General features: G+C 36.6%; 19 protein-coding genes. 5 read left to right on the forward strand and 14 right to left on the reverse strand.

The features are described 5' to 3' along the window. Nucleotides 1–19: 19 nt before the first annotated feature. From ilvA to QWY87_RS07610, 6 genes are all read right to left on the reverse strand, one after another. Nucleotides 20–1,273, reverse strand: a complete 1,254-nt coding sequence (gene ilvA / locus QWY87_RS07585) for a threonine ammonia-lyase IlvA (protein WP_290289958.1) — start codon at nucleotides 1,271–1,273, stop codon at nucleotides 20–22. A gap of 82 nt (nucleotides 1,274–1,355) precedes the next feature. Beyond that, nucleotides 1,356–2,831, reverse strand: a complete 1,476-nt coding sequence (gene ilvC, locus QWY87_RS07590) for a ketol-acid reductoisomerase (protein WP_290289959.1) — start codon at nucleotides 2,829–2,831, stop codon at nucleotides 1,356–1,358. 18 nt (nucleotides 2,832–2,849) lie between these two features. Continuing rightward, on the reverse strand, nucleotides 2,850–3,374 hold the full coding sequence (gene ilvN, locus QWY87_RS07595; RefSeq protein ID WP_290289960.1) for an acetolactate synthase small subunit: 525 nt from the start codon (nucleotides 3,372–3,374) through the stop codon (nucleotides 2,850–2,852). Between the two features lie 5 nt (nucleotides 3,375–3,379). Next, a complete protein-coding gene (gene ilvB / locus QWY87_RS07600; protein WP_290289961.1) occupies nucleotides 3,380–5,113 on the reverse strand; it encodes a biosynthetic-type acetolactate synthase large subunit in 1,734 nt (577 codons plus the stop codon). Between the two features lie 27 nt (nucleotides 5,114–5,140). Further along, nucleotides 5,141–6,826 (reverse strand): dihydroxy-acid dehydratase, encoded by a 1,686-nt coding sequence (gene ilvD, locus QWY87_RS07605; protein WP_290289963.1) that lies wholly within the window; start codon nucleotides 6,824–6,826, stop codon nucleotides 5,141–5,143. A gap of 344 nt (nucleotides 6,827–7,170) precedes the next feature. Continuing rightward, entirely contained in the window at nucleotides 7,171–8,709 is a 1,539-nt protein-coding gene (locus tag QWY87_RS07610) for a hypothetical protein (RefSeq protein WP_353959157.1), read from the reverse strand. A 155-nt stretch (nucleotides 8,710–8,864) separates the two neighbouring features. Here QWY87_RS07610 and QWY87_RS07615 point away from each other — a divergent pair, with 155 nt between their 5' ends. The 5 genes from QWY87_RS07615 to cysM all read left to right on the forward strand — a co-directional run bounded on the left by QWY87_RS07615 (nucleotide 8,865) and on the right by cysM (nucleotide 13,704). Next, nucleotides 8,865–10,040, forward strand: a complete 1,176-nt coding sequence (locus tag QWY87_RS07615) for a 2-isopropylmalate synthase (protein ID WP_290289966.1) — start codon at nucleotides 8,865–8,867, stop codon at nucleotides 10,038–10,040. A gap of 10 nt (nucleotides 10,041–10,050) precedes the next feature. Next, on the forward strand, nucleotides 10,051–11,169 hold the full coding sequence (leuB, locus tag QWY87_RS07620) for a 3-isopropylmalate dehydrogenase (RefSeq protein WP_290289967.1): 1,119 nt from the start codon (nucleotides 10,051–10,053) through the stop codon (nucleotides 11,167–11,169). Between the two features lie 66 nt (nucleotides 11,170–11,235). Continuing rightward, entirely contained in the window at nucleotides 11,236–11,958 is a 723-nt protein-coding gene (locus QWY87_RS07625; protein ID WP_290289969.1) for a nitroreductase family protein, read from the forward strand. A gap of 71 nt (nucleotides 11,959–12,029) precedes the next feature. Then, the gene (gene epsC, locus QWY87_RS07630; RefSeq protein WP_290289971.1) at nucleotides 12,030–12,827 is read left to right on the forward strand and encodes a serine O-acetyltransferase EpsC; all 798 of its coding nucleotides are present in this window, start codon (nucleotides 12,030–12,032) and stop codon (nucleotides 12,825–12,827) included. Next, entirely contained in the window at nucleotides 12,817–13,704 is an 888-nt protein-coding gene (gene cysM / locus QWY87_RS07635; RefSeq protein ID WP_290289973.1) for a cysteine synthase CysM, read from the forward strand. Before epsC ends, cysM begins: the two co-directional genes overlap by 11 nt. A gap of 26 nt (nucleotides 13,705–13,730) precedes the next feature. Here the strand turns inward: cysM and QWY87_RS07640 are convergent, their stop codons facing one another. From QWY87_RS07640 to QWY87_RS07675, 8 genes are all read right to left on the reverse strand, one after another. After that, nucleotides 13,731–16,085 carry a penicillin acylase family protein gene (locus tag QWY87_RS07640; RefSeq protein ID WP_290289974.1) on the reverse strand — a complete coding sequence of 785 codons (2,355 nt, stop codon included), beginning with the start codon at nucleotides 16,083–16,085 and terminating at the stop codon, nucleotides 13,731–13,733. Nucleotides 16,086–16,172: 87 nt separating this feature from the next. Further along, nucleotides 16,173–17,945: a cytochrome c oxidase subunit I gene (locus tag QWY87_RS07645; RefSeq protein ID WP_290289976.1), complete on the reverse strand. Its 1,773-nt coding sequence runs from the start codon at nucleotides 17,943–17,945 to the stop codon at nucleotides 16,173–16,175. Between the two features lie 29 nt (nucleotides 17,946–17,974). Then, on the reverse strand, nucleotides 17,975–18,997 hold the full coding sequence (locus tag QWY87_RS07650; RefSeq protein ID WP_290289978.1) for a cytochrome c oxidase subunit II: 1,023 nt from the start codon (nucleotides 18,995–18,997) through the stop codon (nucleotides 17,975–17,977). Between the two features lie 168 nt (nucleotides 18,998–19,165). Then, entirely contained in the window at nucleotides 19,166–20,494 is a 1,329-nt protein-coding gene (locus QWY87_RS07655) for a quinol:cytochrome C oxidoreductase (RefSeq protein ID WP_290289979.1), read from the reverse strand. Nucleotides 20,495–20,526: 32 nt separating this feature from the next. Then, nucleotides 20,527–21,090, reverse strand: a complete 564-nt coding sequence (locus tag QWY87_RS07660) for a c-type cytochrome (protein WP_290289981.1) — start codon at nucleotides 21,088–21,090, stop codon at nucleotides 20,527–20,529. A 10-nt stretch (nucleotides 21,091–21,100) separates the two neighbouring features. After that, on the reverse strand, nucleotides 21,101–21,625 hold the full coding sequence (locus QWY87_RS07665; protein WP_290289983.1) for a DUF3341 domain-containing protein: 525 nt from the start codon (nucleotides 21,623–21,625) through the stop codon (nucleotides 21,101–21,103). Between the two features lie 35 nt (nucleotides 21,626–21,660). After that, complete coding sequence (gene nrfD / locus QWY87_RS07670) at nucleotides 21,661–23,049, reverse strand: NrfD/PsrC family molybdoenzyme membrane anchor subunit (RefSeq protein ID WP_290289985.1); 1,389 nt, start codon at nucleotides 23,047–23,049, stop codon at nucleotides 21,661–21,663. A 53-nt stretch (nucleotides 23,050–23,102) separates the two neighbouring features. Beyond that, a complete protein-coding gene (locus QWY87_RS07675) occupies nucleotides 23,103–26,141 on the reverse strand; it encodes a TAT-variant-translocated molybdopterin oxidoreductase (RefSeq protein WP_290289986.1) in 3,039 nt (1,012 codons plus the stop codon). Nucleotides 26,142–26,160: the final 19 nt, after the last annotated feature.

Genomic DNA, 26,160 nt, shown 5'->3' on the forward strand with positions numbered 1-26,160 from the left:
TTTGATTTGGTTTTTGATATTATATTAAAAATTGAAATAATTGGGGGCTGTCATTCAGGTATTCACCATAAAACCCTAATTCTTTCATTCTCTCGATTAAAGGCTGAAAATTCTGGTGGCTTTTCAATTCTATTCCTACAACCGCAGTACTTCTTGCACGACTGTTCTTTTTAGCATATTCAAAATAAGTAATATCATCAGTCTCGCCCAAAACATTTACAACAAACTCTTTCAGTGCGCCGGCCCTCTGCGGAAATGTGACCATAAAATAGTGTTTCAGGCCTTCATGCAGCATTGATCGTTCCTTGATTTCTTCCATCCGTGAGATGTCATTGTTTCCGCCACTGATGATACAGGCAATTCGTTTTCCTTTTATCTCTTCTTTATACTGGTCTAATGCGGCTACAGAAAGGGCTCCTGCCGGCTCTACTACTATGGCCTTCTCATTGTATAGACTCAACAAGGTAGAGCAAATTTTACCTTCAGGCACCACTAACACTTTATCCACCCCATTTTTACAAATGGCAAAAGGAAGGTCTCCTATTCTTTTAACGGCAGCGCCATCAACAAATTTGTCGATATGATCAAGCGTCGTGTTTGATCCTTTTAAAAGAGAATTACTCAAAGAAGGTGCTCCTTCAGGCTCAACAGCAATAATTTTAGTATTTGGACTAGCCTTTTTAAAAACACTAATCAATCCCGAAACTAGGCCTCCGCCTCCAACGGGAACAAATAAAAAATCTAATGGCTGATCTAAATCTTCAAGCATTTCAAGACCAACCGTTGCCTGACCTTCAATAATCTTTTCATCATCAAAAGGATGAACAAACTCAAAATTCTTGTCTTCACAGTAGGCTCTAGCCACTTTATAGGATGCATCATAGGTATCACCTATAAGCCGTATTTCAATATGTTCTCTTCCAAACATTTTGACCTGCTGCACTTTTTGCTGAGGCGTTGTAATAGGCATAAAAATGACACCTTTTATACCCAGAAAATGACATACTTGGGCCACTCCCTGCGCATGATTTCCTGCACTTGAGCAAACTACAGTTGAAACCTCCTTATTTTCAACAAGCGAACTGATCTTATTAAAAGCACCGCGTATTTTATATGAGCGGACCCGCTGAAGATCTTCTCTTTTAAAGTAGATCTCCGCCTCATACCGCTCTGAGAAATTAGGCATTTTTATAAGCGGAGTATGCCTTACCAAATCTTTGATTCGGCTGGCTGCTTTTTCCACTTTTGCAATTTCTATATAGGTATTCAACATGGTATTAAATTAAAAACCATCGATTTCAAGATCTTGAAATCGATGGTTAACTCACAAAATAAGTTATTTTTCGATTCCCAGACTATACAATTTTGATCATTGCTGTCATAGACTCTCTTAATTCAGACCCAATAATTTCTACCGGATGATAACGTAATTCTTCGTTAATTGCAATTAACTCCTGGTTATCAACTCCATTACCTTTTCCTTCAGCAAATGCTTTTCCAATTACATCAACATCAATTTCTTTCATAAAATCAGTTAGCAATGGCTTACAAGCATGATCAAACAAATAACATCCATACTCTGCTGTATCAGAAATGGTTGCATTCATTTCATATAATTTCTTACGCGCAATTGTATTTGCGATTAAAGGAGTTTCATGTAATGATTCATAATAAGCCGATTCATCAATAATTCCTGCTTCTGTCATCGTTTCAAAAGCCAGTTCTACACCAGCTCTAACCATTGCTATCATTAAAACACCGTGATCGAAATATTCTTGTTCAGAGATCTCAACATTTCCTGCAGGTGTTTTTTCAAATGCAGTTTCACCAGTTGCTGCTCTCCAGCTCAATAGATTTTTGTCATCATTAGCCCAGTCAACCATCATCGTTTTAGAAAACTCTCCTGACATAATATCATCCATATGCTTATGAAACAATGGTCTCATAATATCCTTTAATTCTTCAGACAATGCATAAGCTTTCACTTTAGCAGGATTAGACAAACGATCCATCATATTGGTAATTCCTCCGTGTTTCAAGGCCTCAGTTATGGTTTCCCAACCGTACTGAATTAACTTTGAAGCATATCCGGCATCTATACCTTTCTCGATCATTTTATCGAAACAAAGAATTGATCCTGTTTGCAAAACACCACATAAAATAGTTTGCTCACCCATAAGGTCAGACTTTACTTCAGCAATAAATGAAGATTCTAAAACCCCAGCTTTATCACCACCAGTGGCAACGGCATATGCTTTTGCCTCGGCAAGACCTCTTCCTTCCGGATCATTCTCGTTGTGCACTGCAATAAGTGTTGGCACACCAAAACCTCTCTTATATTCTTCTCTTACTTCTGATCCTGGGCTTTTAGGAGCTACCATGATCACTGTAAGATCTTCTCTTACCTGCATTCCTTCTTCAACAATATTGAAGCCATGAGAATAAGCTAAAGACGCTCCTTTTTTCATTAAGGGCATTACCGCTTCCACAACAGATGTATGTTGTTTATCAGGAGTAAGGTTACAAACAAGGTCTGCAGTTGGCACCATTTCTTCGTAAGTCCCAACACTGAAACCATTATCAGAAGCATTCTTAAAAGATTGGCGTTTGTCTTTGATGGCTCCTTCTCTCAAGGCATAAGAAATATCAAGACCAGAATCTCTCATATTTAGTCCTTGATTCAAGCCCTGAGCTCCACAGCCCACTATAACTACCTTTTTTCCTTTTAAGGCTGACACGCCCTCTGTGAATTCAGAAGGATCCATAAACCTACATTTACCTAATTGTGCCAATTGATCTCTTAACGAAAGAGTGTTAAAATAATTTGCCATTAACTTTTGATTTATTTTTTAATTTAATTGTTTTCTTAATAATTCTGAAATTTTCATTTCTTCTTTGGTTACAGAAATCCTTCCTGAACGCACAAATTGCATAATGCCATAAGACAATAATTCATCATACAAGGCATCAATCTCTTCACGGCGACCTGATTTTTCAATCACAAAAAACTCGGGGGAAACTGTAACGATTTGGGCATTACTATTCTTGATTATATTTTGAATCTGTCGCTCTTCAAAAAGAAGATTCGATTTTATTTTGAATAAAGCTGATTGTAAAAAGATACATTCTTCATTCGTATGGTAATATGCCTTAATTACTTCAACTTGTTTTTCAATTTGACCAATCACTTTTTTAACTTGTTCTTCAGTGATGTCAACTACAATGATGAATCTTGATACGTTTTCAATTTCTGATCCTGAAACGGTCAAACTTTCAACATTTATATGTCTCTTTAAAAATATAGTTGATATTCTAAGTAACAATCCAAGATTGTTTTCTGAATATATTGATATGGTATATTTTTCTGTTTTCATTGCTTTTATTTTAATCTGATATCTGAAACACTAGAACCTGTTGGGATCATAGGGAATACATTTTCTTCCATTTCAACCATCACTTCAAGAAAATAAGATTCTTTAGAAGCGATCATTTCATTAACAGCTTCAGAAAGTTCAGCTCTTTCAGTAACCTTTCTTGCTTTAATACTATAACCCTCGGCGATTTTAACAAAATTAGGATTTGTCATCTCGGTTGATGCATAGCGACCATCAAAAAACAATTCCTGCCATTGACGAACCATCCCTAAGAACTGATTGTTCAAAACAACAATTTTTACGGGAGCCTTAGTTTGCAATATGGTACCTAGTTCTTGTATATTCATTTGAAAACCTCCATCTCCTATAATAGCCACGACCTCTCTGTCAGGAGCTCCCATTTTAGCTCCTATAGCTGCAGGCAAGGCAAAACCCATAGTTCCCAAGCCTCCAGAAGTCACTTTACTTCTTCCTTTATTAAATTTACTAAAACGGCTAGCGATCATTTGATGCTGCCCTACATCTGAAACAATCACAGCATCTCCATCAGTAGCTTTGTTCAAAGCCATCATAGTTTCTGCCATTGTAATTCCATCGGTAGAGACATTAATCTGACCATCAATCACTTCTTTGTATTCTATATCATATAAATCCTGAAACTCTTGTTCCCAGTCTTTGTATTCTTTTTTATCTATCAAAGGTAAGATCGCAGTCAAAGTATCTTTTACATTTCCCAACACTGCAACATCCGCTTTTACATTCTTATCAACTTCTGCCGGATCAATTTCAAAGTGTATGACCTTAGCTTGCTTGGCATAAGTAGCTAAACTTCCAGTAACCCTGTCATCAAAACGCATACCCACAGCAATGAGCACATCGCATTCATTGGTGAGTTTGTTAGGCGCATAGTTTCCGTGCATCCCAACCATTCCTACATGCAACTCATGATCAGAAGGCAAAGCCGACAAGCCTAATAGTGTTGATGCAGATGGAATTCCTGCTTTTTCTATAAAATCTTTGAATTCAGCTTCAGCATTTCCAAGAGTCAAACCTTGACCCCAAACAATAAAAGGTTTTTTAGCATTGTTAATGATCTCTGCAGCCTCTGCAATCTTTGCCGGTTCCATAGGAGGTACAGGATTATAACTTCTAACGTGCCTACAAGGTTTATATGTGAAATCTAATTCTCCAAATTGTGCATCCTTTGTTACATCTATTAATACCGGTCCTGGTCTTCCAGATTTTGCAATATAAAAAGCCTTTGCAAAGACCTCAGGAATTTCTGAGGCTTTGGTTATTTGATAATTCCATTTGGTTACAGGAGTCGAAATACTAATTATATCGGTTTCCTGAAATGCATCACTACCCAACAAATGGGAACCTACCTGACCTGTAATACAAACAAGAGGAGTAGAATCAATTTGCGCATCTGCAATTCCAGTAACTAAATTGGTCGCTCCCGGGCCTGATGTTGCAATCGCAACGCCAACTTTATCGGTAACTCTTGCAAATCCCTGAGCCGCATGAATAGCACCTTGTTCATGTCTTGTTAATACATGTTGCAATTCCTTTTCATACTTAAACAGCTCATCGTAAACCGGCATAATCGCACCTCCGGGATAACCGTAAATAAGGTCGACATTTTCTTCCAGCAAACATTTCACTATCGCTTCGGCTCCAGTTATTTTAACGCTCTTTTTATCTGTCACTTTCTGTGTAGATTTTGTTATTGTTTCCATAGATAACAATTTAATTGATTCTATTATTTAAAACTTGTCTGTCACGCAACCTTCAGATGCAGAAGAGACTGTTTTTGCATATTTATATAAAATTCCTTTTGTGTGTTTAGGAGCCGGAGCTGCCCACTCTGACTTCCTTTTTGTGATTTCCTCGGCGCTCAGATCAGCGTCAATTTTATTATTGGCAGCATCAATAGTGATCACATCTCCATCCTTCAATAAACCGATCAGACCGCCTGATTGTGCCTCTGGAGTTATATGACCCACAACAAAGCCATGTGTACCACCTGAAAATCTACCATCAGTAATTAATGCAACTGTTTTTCCTAATCCGGCACCCATAATCATTGAAGTTGGTTTCAACATTTCTGGCATCCCAGGACCTCCTCTAGGTCCTACGTAGCGAATAACCACTACATCACCTTTTGATACCCGTCCAGCTCCTATGCCATCATTCGCTTCTTGTTCACCATCAAAAACAACGGCTTTTCCTTTGAATAAATTTCCTTCCTTTCCACTGATCTTCGCCACTGAACCTTCAGCTGCAAGATTGCCAAAAAGGATCTGTAAATTACCAGATGATTTTAACGGATCTTTAGTTGAATGAATAACCTTTTGGTCTTCCTCAAAGCTAAGTGCTTTAATATCCTTAAGATTTTCTGCTAAAGTTTTTCCAGTAACAGTCATACAGTCACCGTGCAAATATCCACCGTCAAGCAGATACTTCATAACAGCCGGAGTACCTCCGACCCCATGCACATCTTCCATTAAATATTCTCCACTAGGCTTTAGGTCAGCTATCAAGGGAGTACGATCACTTACGCGCTGAAAATCATCAAGTGTAAACTCAATATCTGCAGCATGAGCAATGGCCAGGAAATGCAAAACTGCATTGGTTGAACCACCAAGTGCATTAACTAAAGCCACGGCATTCTCAAGAGATTTTTTTGTTATGATATCCAAAGGCTTCAAATCAAGTTCTAACAGATTTTTGATGGCCGCAGCAATTCTGCTACTTTCATCTTCCTTATGAGGGTTCTCTGCTGGAATTGATGAATTATAAGGCAAGGCAAAACCCATAGCCTCGATTGAAGATGCCATGGTATTAGCCGTGTACATCCCTCCACAAGCTCCTGCTCCCGGAATGGCACTTTTAATTATATCTTTATATTCTTCATCAGATATCTCACCTGATATCTTCTGGCCCAATGCCTCAAATGCCGATACGATATTCAATTTACGTCCTTTGTAACTTCCTGAAGCTATCGTTCCTCCATAAACCATAAGAGAAGGTCTGTTCAATCTAAGCATCGCCATAATCGCTCCTGGCATATTTTTATCACATCCTACTACAGATACAAGTGCATCATAACTTTGAGCATTCATGACTACCTCTATAGAATCTGCAATAATATCTCTAGATGGTAAGGAATAATTCATACCGCTGGTACCCATAGAAATACCATCACTAACACCAATGGTATTAAAAACCAATCCTACTTGATCTTTCTTGTTTACTTCTGCTTTTATACCCGCTGCCAAATTATTCAAATGCATATTGCATGGGTTACCATCGTAACCTGTACTTGCAATACCCACCTGAGGTTTCTGCATATCATCATCATTCAGGCCCACTGCGTACAACATGGCTTGTGCTGCAGGTTGTGTTGCATCTTGCGTTAATCTTTGGCTGTGCTTATTTAATCGCTTCATTAATAAGTAAGGTCTATTTGTTTATATTGATATTCTTTTATTAAAATCAATTATTTTTTAAATAATCATCAAAAATAAAAAGGCTTTAACCGTTTCTTGATTTCTTATTTATTTTATTACAACATTCAACACAACAAGAGAGCAACTTAACAACTGATATTCAAATACTTAATTACTCTAATTTACAAGGTTTAACAAAAAAAAAACCTTCCATAAGGAAGGTTCATATGATCTTATAACATTAGCACTTCCTATCCAATTCCAATTGAACTTAAAATAATGACAGTGACTAAAATTATATTGTTATATTTCATGATGTTAAATATGGATCAAAACTACATATTTTATTTATAAACCTGTTTAGATTTCTTCTTAATTATCGATTCAACAGATACGTTTTCAATCTTACTTTCAAGCCAGGAAATAATGTCCAAGTACATAAACGATCTTTTTTCATACGGATGATTTTCAAACACCTTTAATTCTTTATGAAGTTCTTTAAAGGCATTTTTTATTTCATGTGGATAGATATTGCTTAAATTTCTTAAAAAGCTTATAAATTTTTGTTGCACCAAATGCAATTCATTCATTTTCATTAAAAACTTATAAGTTGATCTGATTAACACTTCCAAGTTCTGATCTCTACCTGCCTCATAATGGGCTACTAAATTTAGAATTCGTGTAAAACACATCAAGTCTTCTCTCATACCTAACTGTTTGTTTTTTATAATTCTTTCTAAATAGTAAATACACTTGTCATATTGCGATGCACCAAAGTACAAACTGGCAAATTTATAGTAGAAAACCATCACATGGTGGTCATCAATTTTTGACCTGTGAGTCTCTATTTCGTCCAACACTTCTGGAATCAACCTCAGACCAAGATTAAAATCTCCTTGTAGAAAATACAAATTAATCTTATTGAGATAGAGGTATAAAAAAGCCAGAGACTCCGTATTCTCGTTTAAAAGAAATTTTTGATTGTTGAGTTCCTCTTCAAAGAAATTCAAGGTTGATCGAAATCTTGTGAGATGCTGAATGAGAAATAAAGATTCCAGCAAATAGTTGATGCCCTTTAAATAGAACACCGGATTAGTTCTTTTCATTTGCGGGTTATAATAGAAAAGATCAACCCATTTCTGAGCATATCTATAACTCGAAACAAAATCCTGAACTATAAAACTATACCACAAATAAGCCTTATACAAATAAAGTCTCTCTATAATACCAAGTTTTTTCAGCTCATACTCGGGTAAAGCACCTTTGAAAAAGATTTGTATCTCTTCAAAATCTTTATCATTACTTACATAGCCTTTTTTGAGAAGCATACTATATAATTGCAAAGATAAGTTTGATAATTTGCTAAGCATCAAAGTCTTTTCACCTAACTCTTTGGATTGAGATATCAGATTATCAGCTCGACTACTCAAGCTCCTGGTAATATATTGAGACTCAACTACTTTTTCAAGCTCCACAATACTAAAGGCCAGGTTATTATCTTCATTAAGCAAGGCGATTCCTTTGGCTTTATCCAAAACTTTTAAACTTTGCTTGTGAAGCCCTTTATTATATAGAATCGTTGCAAAATCCAATTGTTCCCTAACCTGCATTTTGGCGCTCTGGTGAATGGGGTTCAACTTAAGACTCACCAAAATCTGTCGGTATAAGTGTGCCTTAGAATTCGAAAGTTGTTGTTTTTTGATATTTGTATTGGACAGAATCTGTTTTTCATCAAATTCTTCGAGCTTGTCTAAAATAGAAAACAAGGCAATAAAATTCTTCTCAGAATTTCCTCCTAGTCTTCCAGCATATAATTTAAACTGTCTTTTTTCAGATTTCGTCAAGGATTTGACCAATAAAAAAAGCGCATCAGTTTTTTCCATAGACATCGTAATAAAATACCTTTAAACAAATGATTATCAAGACTTTAAACGGTCTTCAAATAATCTGAATGTAGTAAACATTTAAAAGGAAACCCTCAACTTTATTGATTTCCCTTTAATTTTGATTATTCAAAAGTGATAAAAAATATTTAATAATGAGCATGAATCAAGTCCAAATATTCGACACAACCCTTAGAGATGGGGAGCAAGTACCTGGCTGTAAGTTAAATACGCCAGAAAAATTAATAATTGCAGAGCGTCTGGACCTACTCGGAGTTGATATTATTGAGGCAGGTTTTCCGATCTCAAGTCCTGGAGATTTTAATTCAGTTGTGGAAATCTCAAAATTAGTGAAAAATGCAACGGTTTGTGGTTTAACAAGAGCGAATAAGAAAGATATTGATGCAGCTGGAGAAGCCTTAAAACATGCCATTAGACCAAGAATACATACTGGCATAGGTACTTCAGAGTCACATATCAAATATAAATTTGCCTCTACACCAGAAAAGATTATTGAGAGAGCTGTAGATGCCGTTAAATATGCCAAAACTTATGTCGAGGATATAGAGTTTTATGCAGAGGATGCGGGTAGAACTGACAATGCCTACCTTGCTCAAGTTTGTGAAGCGGTAATTAAAGCTGGAGCAACAGTATTAAATATTCCGGATACAACGGGCTATTGTTTGCCTGAAGAATATGGAGCCAAGATGAAGTATTTAATGGAAAATGTGAAAGGCATTGAAAACGTAACTTTATCTTGCCATTGTCATAACGATCTTGGATTGGCTACTGCCAATTCTATTGCTGGCGTTCAAAATGGAGCCAGACAAATAGAATGTACTATTAATGGGCTTGGAGAAAGAGCTGGTAATACTGCACTTGAAGAAGTGGTTATGGTTTTAAAACAGCATCCATACTTAAATCTTGATACCAATATCAATACCCAGCTTTTATACGATACTTCTCAAATGGTTCAACATCATATGGGGATTTTAGTTCAACCCAATAAAGCAGTTGTGGGCGAGAATGCATTTGCACATAGTTCTGGAATACACCAAGATGGTGTTATCAAAAACAGAGGAACCTACGAGATCATGAATCCAGCTGATGTTGGTGTTAATGAATCTTCAATTGTCTTAACTGCCAGAAGTGGAAGGGCGGCCTTAGCATATAGAGCAAAAAAAATTGGATTTGATCTTACAAAAATAGAGCTTGACCAGGTGTATCCTGAGTTCTTAAAGACTGCTGACCAGATGAAGGAAGTAAATGATATGGATATTGAAAGAATTATCAAGTTTGTTCGGATTGAATTGGATAAATTAGCTTCCTAATTTAAATCCAATGAAATTAAACATAGCTGTTTTAGGAGGTGACGGTATTGGACCTGAAGTTTGTGCACAAGGTGTAAAGGTTCTTAAAGCCATAGAAAAGAAATTCAATCATAAATTTACTTTCACCAATGGTCTTGTTGGTGGTAGTGCATTGACTGCTAAAGGTGTTCCTTTACCAGATGAAACACTTGAGCTTTGTAAGAATTCTGACGCCATCCTTTTTGGCGCAATAGGAGATCCGAAATTTGAAGACGGTAACGACATCAAAATCAGGCCTGAACAAGGACTGCTTAAACTAAGAAAAGAACTTGGATTATATGCCAACATAAGGCCTTTAAAGGTCTTTGAGCCACTTATCCATAAATCTCCAATTAAAGAAAAAGTAATAAAAAATACTGATTTTGTCATTTTTAGAGAATTAACTGGAGGAATTTATTACGGAGATAAAAGCACCAACTCTGACGGAACTGCGGCTTCTGACACTTCTAATTACAGTATATCAGAAATAGATCGTATTGCGCATATGGCATTTAAATCTGCCAAGACAAGAAGAAAAAAATTAACTTTAATAGATAAAGCCAATGTTCTTGAAACATCAAGACTTTGGAGAAAACGTGTTAAAGAACTTGCCAAAGAATACCCTGAGATAGCTGTAGACTATTTATATGTAGATAATGCTGCGATGAAAATTATTATCAACCCAAGACAGTTTGATGTTATTTTAACTGATAATTTATTCGGTGATATTCTCTCAGATGAGGCAAGTGTTATTTCAGGATCAATTGGTCTGTTGGCATCAACCTCTATAGGCGAAAAATCAGTTCTTTTTGAACCCATTCATGGTTCGTTCCCGGAAATGAAAGGGAAAAACCTCGCAAACCCTTTAGCCACCATTTTATCAACTGCCTTATTATTGGAACATTTTAAGCTCTATGAAGAAGCAGATGCCATTAAAAATGCCGTTGAAAAATCGATAGAGCATCATATTACAACTCCTGATATCAATTCAACCAAGAAATTTGCACATACGACAACAGTCGGAGAATTTATTTCTGAATACATTATGGATAAGAAAAACATTCTTTACCATGTGGAGAATATTTCATTAGGGCAGTCTACGATCATTTAATTATCTTTATTGCCGCAGTTATAGATTCATATGAACAAGTGCTGTACGAAATGAAAAAGCAAAAGCATGGAATTTACTGAAGCGGTCAATAGGAGAAGATCGGTGAGAAAATATGATCCGGATAAAGCGATAGACCCAGAAAAGGTAAGGCAATGTATTGAGCTTTCAGTATTAGCTCCGAACAGCAGTAATATGCAATTATGGGAATTTTATCATATTACCTCTAAAGATACGCTTCATAAAATGTCGAAGTTTTGCTTTGATCAAAATGCTGCAAAATCCGCTCAGCAGATGCTCGTCATGGTGGTCAGAAAAGACTTGTGGAGAAAAAGAGCAAAAGCCCATGAACAAAATCTAAAAGAGGTTTTTGGAGACCTTCCAAAAAAGGAACAGTCAAAACGAGCCAAATTTGCATTCACCTATTACAAAACAATTATTCCAGTTAGTTATGCTGATTTCTTAGGGATTTTTGGATATATAAAATATGGCCTTTACTGGATTATAGGGCTTTTCAGACCTATATACAGACAGGCTCGCAATAGTGATATGAGAATTGTAGCACACAAAAGTGCTGGCTTAGCCGCCCAAACATTTATGCTTGCCATGGCAGATATCAATTATGATACTTGCCCAATGGAAGGAATAGATTCTCTTCGTATAAAAAGGTTGCTAAAACTGCCTTATGGGGCTGAAATAAACATGGTAATAAGCTGTGGCATCAGAAAACCCGAAGGAGTTTATGGGGAAAGGTTCAGAATTCCTTTTAAAGAAGTTTATAAAAGGGTCTAACAAAAATACTGTTTGTAATATCTTACAGATTAATTCGTCTTTAGGCGATAAGTACAAGAAATAAATAGGTTATGTCAATAGATAAAATCATTCAAAGCATCAGAAATAACAAACAGAATCATTTGGTAGATTTTAGACTTAAATCAAAAACTGAAGATTTCACCGATGACCTGTTCCATATACTTTTTGATTCAAAAATATCTGTTTCTGAAAACATAGACGATTTGGCGAACTCCTTTAACGACATCGCATTGATGATTGATAACAGCGGCGGTCTTGGAGTTGAAAATATTTGGAAGAAATTCTTGATAGGTCTTCCTGAACTGCTAAATCAATTAAATCAGGATGCCAAATGTATTTATCTCCATGATCCGGCCGCTCGAAGTGTCGAGGAAGTTATTCTCGCATATCCCGGATTTTACGCCATTGCTGTCTACAGGATAAGTCATAATTTACATAATTTACAAATGCCTCTTGTCCCAAGAATGATGAGTGAATATGCCCACCGTCATACAGGAATTGACATCCATCCCGGAGCTGTTATTGGCTCTCCATTTTTTATTGACCATGGAACAGGAGTTGTAATAGGAGAAAGTACGATTATAAAGAATAGTGTGAAACTTTATCAGGGTGTGACTTTAGGTGCTTTACAAGTGTCTAAGGAAATGGAAAATACAAAAAGACATCCCACAGTTGAGAATAACGTGACTATTTATGCTGGTGCTACCATATTAGGCGGCGACACTATCATTGGAGAAAATTGTACTATTGGAGGTAATGTTTGGCTGACACAATCGGTTCCTGCTAATTCCATAGTTTATCAAAGAACAGATACTAAACTTAAACAAAAAACTGATCATGCAGACTAAAGGAATTCTAGATCTTATAGGCAATACACCTCTTGTTAACTCCAGAACCTTACTCGTAAATAAAGACGTCAAGCTTTTATTCAAAATGGAGGGAAACAACCCTGGAGGAAGTGTCAAAGACAGGCCTGCTTACAACATGATCAAATCTGCTCTTGATAGAAAAGAAATAGACGAAAAAAGCAAACTAATAGAAGCGACCAGTGGGAATACTGGAATCGCTCTGGCGATGATTGCAGGAATTTTCAAACTCAATATTGAATTGGTAATGCCTGAAAACTCAACTAAAGAAAGAGTTCAAACGATGAGAGCCTATGGAGCAAAAGTAACATTGACCGCTGCTTCTGAAGGGATCGAGGGTTCACGTGATTATGCTGATAAAAAAGTGCTTGAAGAAGGTTATATTATGCTTAATCAGTTTGCCAATCCAGACAATTGGAAAGCGCATTATAAAACTACCGGTCCTGAAATTTGGAGAGATACCAATCATGAAGTTACACATTTCGTATCTGCTATGGGCACCACGGGAACAATAATGGGGGTCTCAACTTTTTTAAAGGAAATGAACCCAGATATTGAAATAATTGGAGCCCAGCCTACTGATAATTCTAGAATTCCAGGAATAAGAAAATGGCCGGAGAAGTATTTACCTAAAATTTTTGATAAGTCTAAAGTAGATCGAATCATAGAAGTTAGTGAAGATGAAGCAAGGGCAATGAGCATTCGTCTTGCTAAAGATGAGGGGGTATTTTCCGGAATGAGCAGCGGTGGTTCTGTAACGACAGCCTTAAAAATTGCAAATCAAATTGATAAAGGTGTTATTGTTTGCATCATCTGCGATCGTGGAGATCGGTATCTTTCTTCAGATCTTTTTGACTGAAGGTATAAACCATAAATAAACGAGTCTTAATTAATGCTGTCATTCTTTGGCAGCAATACCAATATGTCTTCAGAGGCCTTGATTTCTTCTTTATTTAGCATCATCTTGACAAAATCACCATCGAGGTATTTTTGTGCCTGGTCTTTGTAATGTTTGCTAAAAACATTACCCGACTGACCTGTAGGCAAAATAGCCTTGGCATTTTCTACATCAGAAAAATCAATGACCCGTCTTGTCGATGGTCCTGCATGAACTTCATAGATTCCGGTTGGGTTTAACTTAAACAATTGGTTATTGATTACTTCAATTCCACCATCGGTTGTAAAAGGTCCTACATTAAAAAAGCTTCTTAGAGTTCCGTTTTTATCGAAGGCATGCTTGTGGGTAACAGTTAAAGCTTCAGACCATGACCAATCTTCTAGATCGTCTCCAAACTGTAATTCTAATTCGGTCATGGTTTCGTGAAAAGACCTTGTAATGATTTCATCCTTTAACTCTTTAACCTCTTTTGTTTTCACATCATCCCACCACACAGACCTATTCCATTTCATTTGTTTAGCTATCTGTCTTTTGTATAAATGTGTTTGCAAAAACTGTTCAAATAACGCTGCTCCCATTTCATCTTCAAAAGTATTTTTCAAAAACAAATAAATAAATTTAAAATAAATTGTTGGCGCTATCTGTTCCTTTGAATAATCGCCTTTCCATTCTTTTAATATTATCAGTGCTTCTTTCTCTTTTTCATTAAGATTGACAATAGAAATATTGGATAACATAATTTTCACCAAATCGGGTGTTACAGATGATTGTACATCATTAATCATCTCTTCCATATCTTCTAAAGACACTTTTTCTGATGCCTCTATGATTTCAACAATTCTTTTGGCTCTATCTTCTGGCAAATAATAGCCCGGATACAATTTTCCATTCACTTCTTCTGGCTGGTTATTCGCAGAATATACATAATGCCATGAAGGATTAATGGCATGCGGGTTGTTCTCAAAATCGATATAAGCATATTGATCATCATTTTCATTAGCGCCATCCAACACAAATTTCGAATGCACACCTTCTCCCCTTTCATATAATTTTGCTGCAGCAAACCAGGCTATATTTCCCCTTGCATCACCATACATAATGTTTAATCCAGGGGCAACGATTTTGCTAACTCCATCCTTAAACTCCTGCAAGGATTTAGAATGAGAAATGGCATAAGAAGCTTCCAGCATTTCATTGTCTAACTTGGTATATATCCAATCCATTGTAATAGCGGTTTCTCCTTCGATTTGATCTAGAAGGTCATTCATAACAGGTCCGTGGACACCGGTTTTAACCTCAAAACTCACATCATCTTCGTTTTTCACTTTGATAACCTCTTTTCGAATCGCATATTTTTGATCTGTTGATTCCGAATAAAAATCAATATCATCATTCTCAAGCATGGTCAATCCATAAGCATAATCGTAATTGTGTCCCAACAAAGGAAACGGACTTAAAGCAAGGTTGAATCCATACAATTCCCTTTCAGGTGTGATTAAATGAGCCTGATACCAAACAGAGGGTTGAGAAAAACCAATATGCGGGTCGTTTGCAAAAATCACTTTGCCATTTTTCGTTCTTTCAGGACCAATAACCCAGCTATTACTTCCCACAAAAGGTGGTACTGGTAATCCATCCATAAACTTCGACACCTCTGCACCCATGTTGGATGACATCCTTTTCATACCTCTTGAGTTTTTGATAAGAGTCGTTTTAGGACTTATATCTATATCGAGATCCAATAAATATTTGTTATCTAATAACTCTTTTAGATCAGTTAAAAACAGATCCGTTTTATGGGCTTGAGCAAAACTGAAACTCATATAGCCATATACATTATAAATATCCTTCAAAGAATAATGTTCCTTATCAACTCCGATCAACTTAAATTCTAATGGAGTTGTTCCTTCATCCATAAAATGATTGATACCTTCTAAATAAGCTATAGCTAATAAATACGGTTGTGAATTCTTATCGAGTTCAGCAATTGTTTTATCCGCGGATGCATCTATACCTAGTCCTCGAAAGAATTGATCAGTTTTTACCAGATCTTTACCAAAGACCTCTGACAATCTTCCCGCCGCAATCCTCCTGATTAATTCCATCTGCCACAATCTGTCTTGGGCATGCACATAGCCCAAGGCTCTGTAGGCATCTATTTCGTTATCAGCAAAAATATGGGGAACACCAAAATCATCAAAATAAACACTTACCGGATCATCCAAAGAATTGATTGAAATAGTACCCTTATAATTCGGTTTGTTATTTTGTATAAAAATGTATGAAATTACCCCTACTAGAAGTAGTAATGCTAAAATAAAATAGCCGACTTTTTTTAACATGCGCTGCAGTTATTTAAATTAAAGGTAAAAAAAAACCTCAATAAAATTGAGGTCTAAAAATATGATTTTTTTAATTAGTAGTAGCTTTTAAAATTCTTCTTCGCCTTCACGTATTGGCAAGGTCTGAGGTGTAAAATCCTGTCCTCCCCAAAGTTCTCCGTTTTCATCAATCTTACTATAATCATAAGCCCATCTGTGAACTTCTGGAATTTCTCCAGGCCAGTTACCGTGCATATGTTCAACAGGAGTAGTCCATTCTAAAGTATTTCCTTTCCAAGGGTTCTGAACAGCTTTCTTACCTTTTCCAATACTAAAGAAGAAATTGGCAAGGAAAATTAACTGTGCTAGTCCACCTATAAGTGCAAACACTGTTATTACTTTATTAATATGTAATAAATCTTCGAACATTGGAAATGCTGAATTGCTATAATATCTTCTTGGTAATCCGGCTAGTCCAATAAAGTGCATTGGAAAAAATACACCATAGGCAGATATGGCAGTAATCCAAAAATGTAGATAACCCATATCCTTATTCATCATTTTCCCATACATCTTAGGGAACCAATGATAAACCCCGGCAAACATTCCAAATAATGCTGAAATACCCATTACAAGGTGGAAGTGAGCCACAACGAACATGGTATCATGAACATTAATATCTAAGGCACTATCTCCAAGGATCAATCCTGTTAATCCACCGGTAATAAAAGTTGAAACCATCCCTATAGAGAAAAGCATCGCAGGATTCAATTGCAAATTACCCTTCCAAAGTGTGGTGATATAATTAAATGCTTTAACCGCCGAAGGAATTGCAATCAATAAGGTTGTAAAAGTAAATACTGATCCTAAGAAAGGATTCATTCCTGTTACAAACATATGGTGACCCCAAACAACAGTCGATAAAAAGGCAATTGCCATAATGGAACCAATCATAGCGCGATAACCAAAAATTGGTTTTCTGGAATTGGTAGAAATTACTTCTGAAGTAATCCCAAGTGCCGGCAATAAAATAATATATACTTCTGGATGCCCAAGGAACCAGAATAAGTGTTCAAATAAAATTGGAGAACCTCCTTTATAATGCAATACCTCTCCTTGAATAAATATATCCGACAGGTAAAAAGAAGTTCCAAAACTACGGTCAAAAATCAATAATAAGGCAGCTGACAATAAAACCGGGAAAGAAATTACCCCAATCACAGCTGTTATTAAAAATGCCCATATAGTTAAAGGTAAACGCGTCATCTTCATCCCTTTTGTACGAAGATTTAAAACGGTTACGATATAGTTTAAGGATCCCATTAAAGAAGATGCAATAAAAATTGCCATAGAAACCAACCATAAGGTCATTCCTAGTCCTGATCCTGACATGGCTTGTGGCAAGGCACTAAGTGGCGGATAAATAGTCCATCCTGCTGATGCCATACCTGTATGTACGAAAATCGAAAGAAACATGATTAAACTTGACAAGAAGAATAACCAATAAGAAATCATATTCAAAAATCCTGAAGCCATATCTCTGGCTCCTATCTGCAACGGAATTAGTAAGTTACTGAATGTACCACTCAATCCTGCTGTAAGTACAAAGAACACCATGATGGTACCGTGAATGGTTACCAGCCCCATATACATATCAGGCGTCATCTGACCTCCTTCTCCTCCTTTTCCAAGAAAGGCTTCAATAATACTAAAACTTTGATCCGGATAAGCTAGTTGTAAACGAAACAACATAGACATAAACACTCCAATAACCCCCATAAACATACCCGTGATTAGGTATTGCTTAGCAATCATTTTATGATCCTGGCTAAAAATATACTTGGTTATAAATGTTTCTTTATGATGATGATGATCTGACATTTTCCTTAAATAAGTTTTTCGATTAGTTCTTAGTTATTGATAACCTGAGTCAAAGTTTTTTGCTCCTTTAACCATTTATTGAAATCTGCTTCTTCTTGTACCACAACTTTCATCTGCATATTATAATGAGAGGCACCACAAATTTTATTACAAAGTAAAAGATAATCAAACTCAACAGTTTCTTCATTCCCTTCAGAAATTCTTAAAGCATTGATTGCATCAAATTTTGCTTTGGTATCTTCATCAAGTCTCATTTCTTCAGTAGTTACTGTTGGTGTAAAACCAAACGAAGTAGTCATACCTGGAACACAGTTTATCTGAGCTCTAAAATGAGGCATATAAGCAGAATGCAATACATCCTGAGATCTAAATTTAAAGATCACCTTTCTGCCTTTTGGCAAGTGTAATTCTCTAACAGGAATGTCATCTGCTGAATTTTTATCAGTCATGTCTACACCCATGGTATTGATACCCTTGATGAAATTTACATGCCCAACTCCCAATTCATTATCCTCTCCGGCATATCTTGCTTCCCACTGAAATTGTTTTGCATACACTTCAATGATCAAAGGATTTTCTGCATTTGAAAGATCCTGAACATTATTCCAAGTCCATAATCCGTATATAATCAAAACTGACAAAACAATAGTTGGCGTTACCGTCCACCACATTTCAAGTTTATGACTATCGGCATAAAAGACAGCTTTACGTCCTTTAATACCTCTGTATTTAAATGTGAAATAATAGATTAGAAATTGTGTGATAAACTGGACTACAAGTATAAGCCCCATCGTAATCACAAATAATTTGTCGATATCCTCACCCTCTAGTGAAGCTGAAAGACGCGGTAATAAAACCACCCTTCCCTGAATCATAGAATAGAGCATCAACCCGTATATAAAACCACCTAAACCTAACATCAACCATCCGTTAATGTTATTTTCTTCCTCCGTTGCTACCTGATCCTTCTTTGTTAATCCCAATAATTTAAAAAATTGCCAAAATGCTGTCGCAATTACAAAAAATATAAGAATATAAAATAGTGCCTTCATCAATGATATATAAGTTTATAAGCGGATTTTATGTGCCGCAAATATAAATAAAAATATTAATTTTCATGACTTATATCAGCTTTAAGCCAAAAAAAAATCAATAAATTATTCGGACAAAAAAAAAGGTTGCCCATATATGGGCAACCTTTTATATTTTAGGTAGTTAGTCTAGTAATGATAAATTTCGCTTTCCTTCATAAATGGGTTCCCCTTGGCATGCAAAGGAGCCTTCGCAATTGCTGAAAAAACAACATATATGAAAAGACCTAAAAAGAAAGCCAATGAGCCTAATTCAGGTATCCCTATACTCCAACTATCACCCACTGTAGCTGGTGAAACCAATTGGAAAATATCGATATAATGACCTGTCAAGATTACCAATCCTGCTGTCACAACATACCATGGTACTCTTTTGAAATCACTATTCATTAGAATAAGAATCGGGAATACAAAGTTCATCACTAACATTGAGATAAATGGCAATTGATATGAGCCAATTAATCTTGGGAAGAAATAAGCTGCTTCCTCAGGAATATTCGCATACCATTGAAGCATAAACTGGTCAAACCAGAAATAAGTCCAGAAAATACTAAATCCAAACATGTACTTTGCAAGATCATGAATATGACTATCATTCACGAATGGCAACACACCTTTGTTTCTAAGGTATATCGTCACCAATGCTATAGTTGTTATCGCTGAAACCAGTACACTTGCAAACACATAGAAAGAGTACAGTTGACTATACCAATGAGGATCCAATGACATTAACCAGTCAAAAGACATGAACAATTCAATTATTCCAAACAACACGATGAATGCTACCGATAAATTGAAATTCTTTTTATAGATAGTAATGTCTCCACTTACGTCTAGTGCTAAAGAATTTTTCCTCAGCATATATCTGAAAATATTATATACAAATAAATAGATGAAACTACGAATCAACCAGCCTGAAGTGTTTAACCACCAGCTTTTTCCGTCAATAATCACATCATAATTTTCACTTGTTGGATCAAAAGTTCCTTCTGCCATCCAAACATAAATATGATTCATGTGAAGTCCAGAAAATAACAAGAATGCAAATAATAATATTGAACCTGGTAAAATATAGGCTGTAATACCTTCCATTACTCTAAACAATACAATTGACCAGCCTGCCTGAGCAGCCCACTGAATCGCATAAAAAACCAATACACACACTGATACCATCAAAAAGAAAAAGGCTGCTATGAAAAAAGCTGCCCAAGGACGATTTTGTCCTTGATGTAACAAATGCTCCAAGTGACTTTCAGCCTCTTCAGCACTGTGCTCTTCACCATGACCTTCTTCTGCGTGAGCAGTCGACTCTCCATGACCTCCATCATCATGTGCCATAGCCTGCTCTATATCCTGAGTAGTTTTTGGAGCGCTAAAAAACCCATATCCAATACTCAGTGCACCTATAATCATTAGGACAAGTGAAACCGTTTTTATTTTACCTGAAAATGTATACATTATATTCTGTATTTATTTTTTACTTTATTTTTTTACTTTAAAAGATCTGCTCTAAGGTGCTCAACATATTGAACCACATTCCAACGCTCAGCTTCTGTCAACTGACCAGCGTGAGATCCCATTAAATTTCTTCCGTGCATGATCACGTGGTAAATACTACCCTCTGTAATGTCTCTGTCTTTATAGTTAGGAACACCTAAGAATTTCTCGTTCTTCACAAGAGTTCCCATTCCGTCTCCTGTATCACCGTGACATGACGAGCAGTAAATTTTATAAGTAACCTTTCCTTTTTCAAGACTTTTTTCTGACACTTCAAACGGCGCTCTTAATGAATCTTTTGCCATCTGATAACCTTCTTCAGAATTTGGATAATCATAAACCGAAGCACCTCTTGCAATTGTACCTGCAACTGGTAACTGAGACGTATACCCATCTTTAAAGACTGGATTTTCTGTATAACCATCGTAAGGTATTGACTCATACATATCAATATCACCCATGTATTGTACACTTCTTTCTGTTGGTTTTTCATCCCCACAGGCTACAAGTAATACCATGATCAAACCTGTTAACGCTAAATTGAATATATTCTTCATTAGTAATCTTTTAGTGCTTATCAACAATTTTAGTTTCAACTGCCCCTGTTTTAGTTAAAAACGTTTCCAATTCTTTTTCATCTCCTGTTACAGGAACTTCCATCAAAAACATATTATCAGTTGTACGTGGATCAGGATTAGAAGCTTTCACCCAAGGGCCAATTTTACTTCTCATATAAAAAGTAATTACCATTAAGTGCGCCGCAAAAAACACTGTCAATTCAAACATAATTGGAACAAAAGCAGGCATGTTTTCAGCATAACTAAAACTTGGCTTTCCTCCAATGTTTTGAGGCCAGTCTTCAATCATCATATAATTCATCATCCATACAGCAAATCCCAAACCTGTGATCCCATATAAAAAAGCAGTAATCGCTATTCGGGTATTAGCCAATCCCATAGCTTTATCAAGCCCGTGAACCGGAAAAGGAGTATATACTTCATCAATGTGATGATTCGCTTCACGAACCTCTTTAACGGCCTTTAACAGTACATCGTCGTCGTCGTAAATGGCATGTATAACTTTATCACTCATCTTGTTTAATTTATCAATTATATTAATTGTATGTTTTATTTAGTATCTCTGGCTCTTTTGAAATTATCTCCTGATGATTTCAAGATAGATTTCACTTCAGCCTGCGCTACAGCAGGGAACGTTCTTGCATACAACAGAAAGAGTACAAAGAAAAATCCTATCGTACCCATAAAAATTCCTATATCCACGAAAGTAGGCTCAAATTGTGTCCATGTAGATGGAAGATGACCTCTACTAAGGTTAATTACAATAATATCAAAACGCTCAAACCACATTCCAATATTAATAATCAATGCCATGATAAAAGAAAACGTATAATTTGTTCTCAGCTTTTTGAACCACAGTAATTGAGGAAAAACGCCATTACATAAAATCAAAGCCCAGAATGCCCACCAGTATGGTCCGGTTGCTGCTCCTACAGAAAGATAAGTAAAGTCTTCATAAGAACTTCCTGAATACCACCCAACAAAGAATTCTGATAAATAGGCCACCATAACGATTCCGCCTGTTACCAATATTACTTTGTTCATATTCTCTATATGTCCTCTTGTAATATAAGCTTCAAGATTAGACACTTTTCTCATCACGATAAGTAATGTTTGTACCATTGCAAATCCTGAGAATACAGCTCCTGCCACAAAATATGGAGGGTAAACCGTACTATGCCAACCTGGTATAACTGAAGTAGCAAAGTCAAAGGATACAATTGTATGTACTGAAAGTACCAACGGCGTTGCTAAACCGGCCAACACAAGAGATACTTCCTCAAAACGTTGCCAATCTTTAGCTCTACCTGTCCAACCGAAACTCAATAAACTATAAATTTTCTTTTGAAATGGTTTTGTTGCCCTGTCTCTAATCATTGCGAAATCAGGCAATAAACCAGTGTACCAGAACACTACTGATACAGTTAAGTATGTTGATATCGCAAAAACATCCCACAATAATGGAGAATTAAAATTCGTCCATAAGTTTCCAAATTGATTTGGAATCGGCATGGTCCAATAACCATTCCATACACGACCCATGTGAATTACCGGAAATAAACCAGCTTGAAATACTGCAAAAATTGTCATCGCCTCAGCAGAACGGTTGATACCCATTCTCCATTTCTGACGGAACAATAAAAGTACAGCAGAGATTAAGGTTCCGGCATGACCAATACCAACCCACCAAACAAAGTTAGTGATATCCCAGGCCCAGTTGATCTTGTTGTTCAGACCCCAGACACCAATTCCAGTTCCTATGGTATAAGCAATAGCTCCAATACCCCATAAAAAGGCAATCAATGCTAAACTGAATACAGCCCACCACCATTTATTGGCTTTACCTTCGATCGGCGCTGCGATATCATTAGAAATGTCGTGATAACTCTTATCTCCTATAATTAATGGTTGTCTAATAGGTGCTTCGTAATGAGACATAGTATGTTATAATATTAATTTATTTCTCTTTTTTATTCAATTACCAATTCAGCTTATGCTTCCGTGGTATTTTTAACCTTTAACTGATAGAAAACATTTGGTTTGGTTCCTACGAAATCCAGAAGTTTAAAACTTCTATCATCTTCACTTAAGTGAGCAACCTCACTTTCTGGTTCATTAACATCTCCAAATACCATAGCTCCAGTTGGGCAAGCACTTGAACAAGCACTTGTAAACTCACCTTCTGCTACAGGTCTTCCTTCTTTCTTAGCATTTAAAATGGTCAATTGTGTTTTCTGAATACAGAAAGAACATTTTTCCATTACCCCTCTTGATCTTACAACCACATCAGGATTCAATACCATTTTACCCAACTCGTTGTTCATGTTAAAATCGAACTCATTGTTGTTAGCGTATTTAAACCAGTTGAATCTTCTTACTCTATAAGGACAGTTATTTGCACAGTAACGCGTACCGATACAACGGTTATAAGCCATTTGATTTTGACCTTGACGACCGTGAGATGTCGCGGCAACCGGACAAACTGTTTCACAAGGTGCATGACTACAATGTTGACACATTACAGGTTGAAATGCAACTTCAGGAGCATCTGATGGCTCTCCTTGTGCTTTAAAGAAATCTCCTGATCCGAAGGACCCGTCTTCTTTACCTTTTTCAACAGTCATATCACTTGAATAATACCTGTCAATTCTTAACCAGTGCATATCTCTACTCACCCTGATCTCATGCTTACCAACAACTGGAACGTTATTTTCAGCATGACAAGCTACTACACATGCAGCACAACCTGTACATGTAGCGAGGTCAATCGATAAATTAAATTTAGTTCCTAAAGTATCATCAAATTTTTCCCAAAGATCAACTTTGTCTTGAGTTACTTCCTGATGGTTCAAAGAGAATAAAGGAGCTTGATTCCAATCTTCTTTTGGTTTGGTTACAAAATCAGCCAAAGTGGTTTCTTTCGTAATCTCCCCTTCTCTACCCATTATAGTATGATGCAATTGCACACAGGCAAACTTATGCTCTCCAGAAGTCTTTTCAATACTTACGTTATGAAATGCTCCAGATGAAAGCGGGTAAGCATTTACACCAACATTCATATCCTTTTTAAGGTCTGTTCTTCCGTACCCAACTGCAATTGATACTGATCCAGCTGCCTGGCCCGGTTGAATATAAACCGGCACATCTGTTAAAGTAACACCGTCTGCTGTAACTGTTACAAGGTCACCATTCAAGGCCCCATTATCAACAGTTCTGTTTGTTAAGCCTAAAGTCTCAGCGTCGATTCTTGAAACCAATAAGTAGTTATCCCAAGATGTTCTTGTGATCGGATCAGGTAATTCCTGCAACCAAGGGTTGTTAGCCTGTTGACCGTCTCCAAGACCTGTTTTAGTATATACAGTTAATTCCATTTCGCTTCCGCTAGTCTTAGCCAAGGCTGCACTTGCGGCTGCAAAATCTAATTCGTTTATAGTTGAACTGCTTTCAGTAACATTTGAAAAAGTTCCTGTTTGAAGCGTCTTGTTCCAAGATTGTCCTCCTAAAACATTTGCTTGCCAATAATTTTTAATATAATCATAGCTTGTGCCATCACTACCCATCCATTTTAAAAGACTTTCATCCAATTGACGTGTTTTGAACAAAGGCTGAATCGTAGGTTGTATCAAACTATAGTTTCCACGTGTGATCTCAACATCACCCCATGATTCTAAATAATGTGGGCTGGCCACAACATAAGCACTTGCTGCTGCTGTTTGATCCATTGACATGGCAAAACTTACGCTCAACGGCACTTTTCCAAGTGCTGCTGTGAATTCAGCAGAATTGGATAATGAATAAACCGGATTTGTATCGGCGATAATAACTGCGCCAACAGTACCTGAATTCATATCCTTGATCAATTGATGTACTTTTGATACATTTCCTTGACGTACATTTCTATAATTCACTACATCTATTACAGAACTTTGAAGCGCTGCGTTAATTGCCAGTGCAAGTAATTGTGCATTATCATCCTGCACACCTGTCACTACAAGCGCATTGCTTCCTGCTTTTTTAAGCTGGGAAACCGCTTTTGAAATCGCATCATCAGTAGGTGTCGCGTTACCCGCACTTCTTCCGTTTACGATAGCTTCGTATAACTTGCTCATCACCTGAAGTTGCTCAGATGGCTTTACAACTACTCTTTTATCTGAATTACCTCCAGTTAGAGACATATTAGATTCAAACTGTATATGTCTTGACATCTTACCATTCTTTGGCTTGCGCCCTTTGGCGTAAGAAGTACTAAAACTACCTCCTTGCCAGTCTCCTAGGAAATCAGCACCAACAGAAACAATAACATCTGCCTTTCCAAAATGATAATCCGCTAAAGCGCGAACTCCATACATTTTCTCAAAAGCATTAAGTGCAGCATCTTCTGAAACCGCATCATATATAACATGTTCAAAATTTCCAAAAGATTGACCAAATTCGCCAACCAAATTATTCAAAGACGGGCTCGCTTTCGTGCCACTTAACAGCACAATTTTCAAACCTTTGGCTTTGGCATCATTCAACTGAGCCATTACCTCTTTATCTAAAGTAGTATAATCAGTCTCTTCTCCTTTAGAAAGAGGTCCTCTTAATCTGTTGTTATCATATAAAGACAATACAGAAGCTTGAACCCTGGCATTAGTAGTTCCATTCATTGAATCCTTGTTAGGCTCAATTTTAATGGGTCTACCTTCTCTAACCTTTACCAATATATTTGCAAAATCATAACCATCTGCTATCGTAGATGCGTAATAATCAGCAATTCCTGGAATTACATCATCCGGCTTTATCACATAAGGAATGGAATTCACTACAGGGCCTTCACAGGCCGCGAGAGAAGCAACTGCCGTGGAAAAACCTACATATTTCAAAAAGTCTCTTCTAGAAGTATCACTTGCTTCCAAGGTCTCTTTGTCTCCTAAGAATTTATCAGTGGGTAAATCTTCTATAAATTCACTTTTCTGCAGCTTTTCAACAATAGAACTATTTTCGTTTAGTTCTTCAACACTTTTCCAGTATTTCTTGTTAGATGCCATATTTAATCTTGTTGTTTAT

It is taken from the genome of Lutimonas halocynthiae (genome assembly GCF_030409835.1).
GTDB classification, from domain to species: Bacteria; Bacteroidota; Bacteroidia; order Flavobacteriales; family Flavobacteriaceae; genus Lutimonas; species Lutimonas halocynthiae.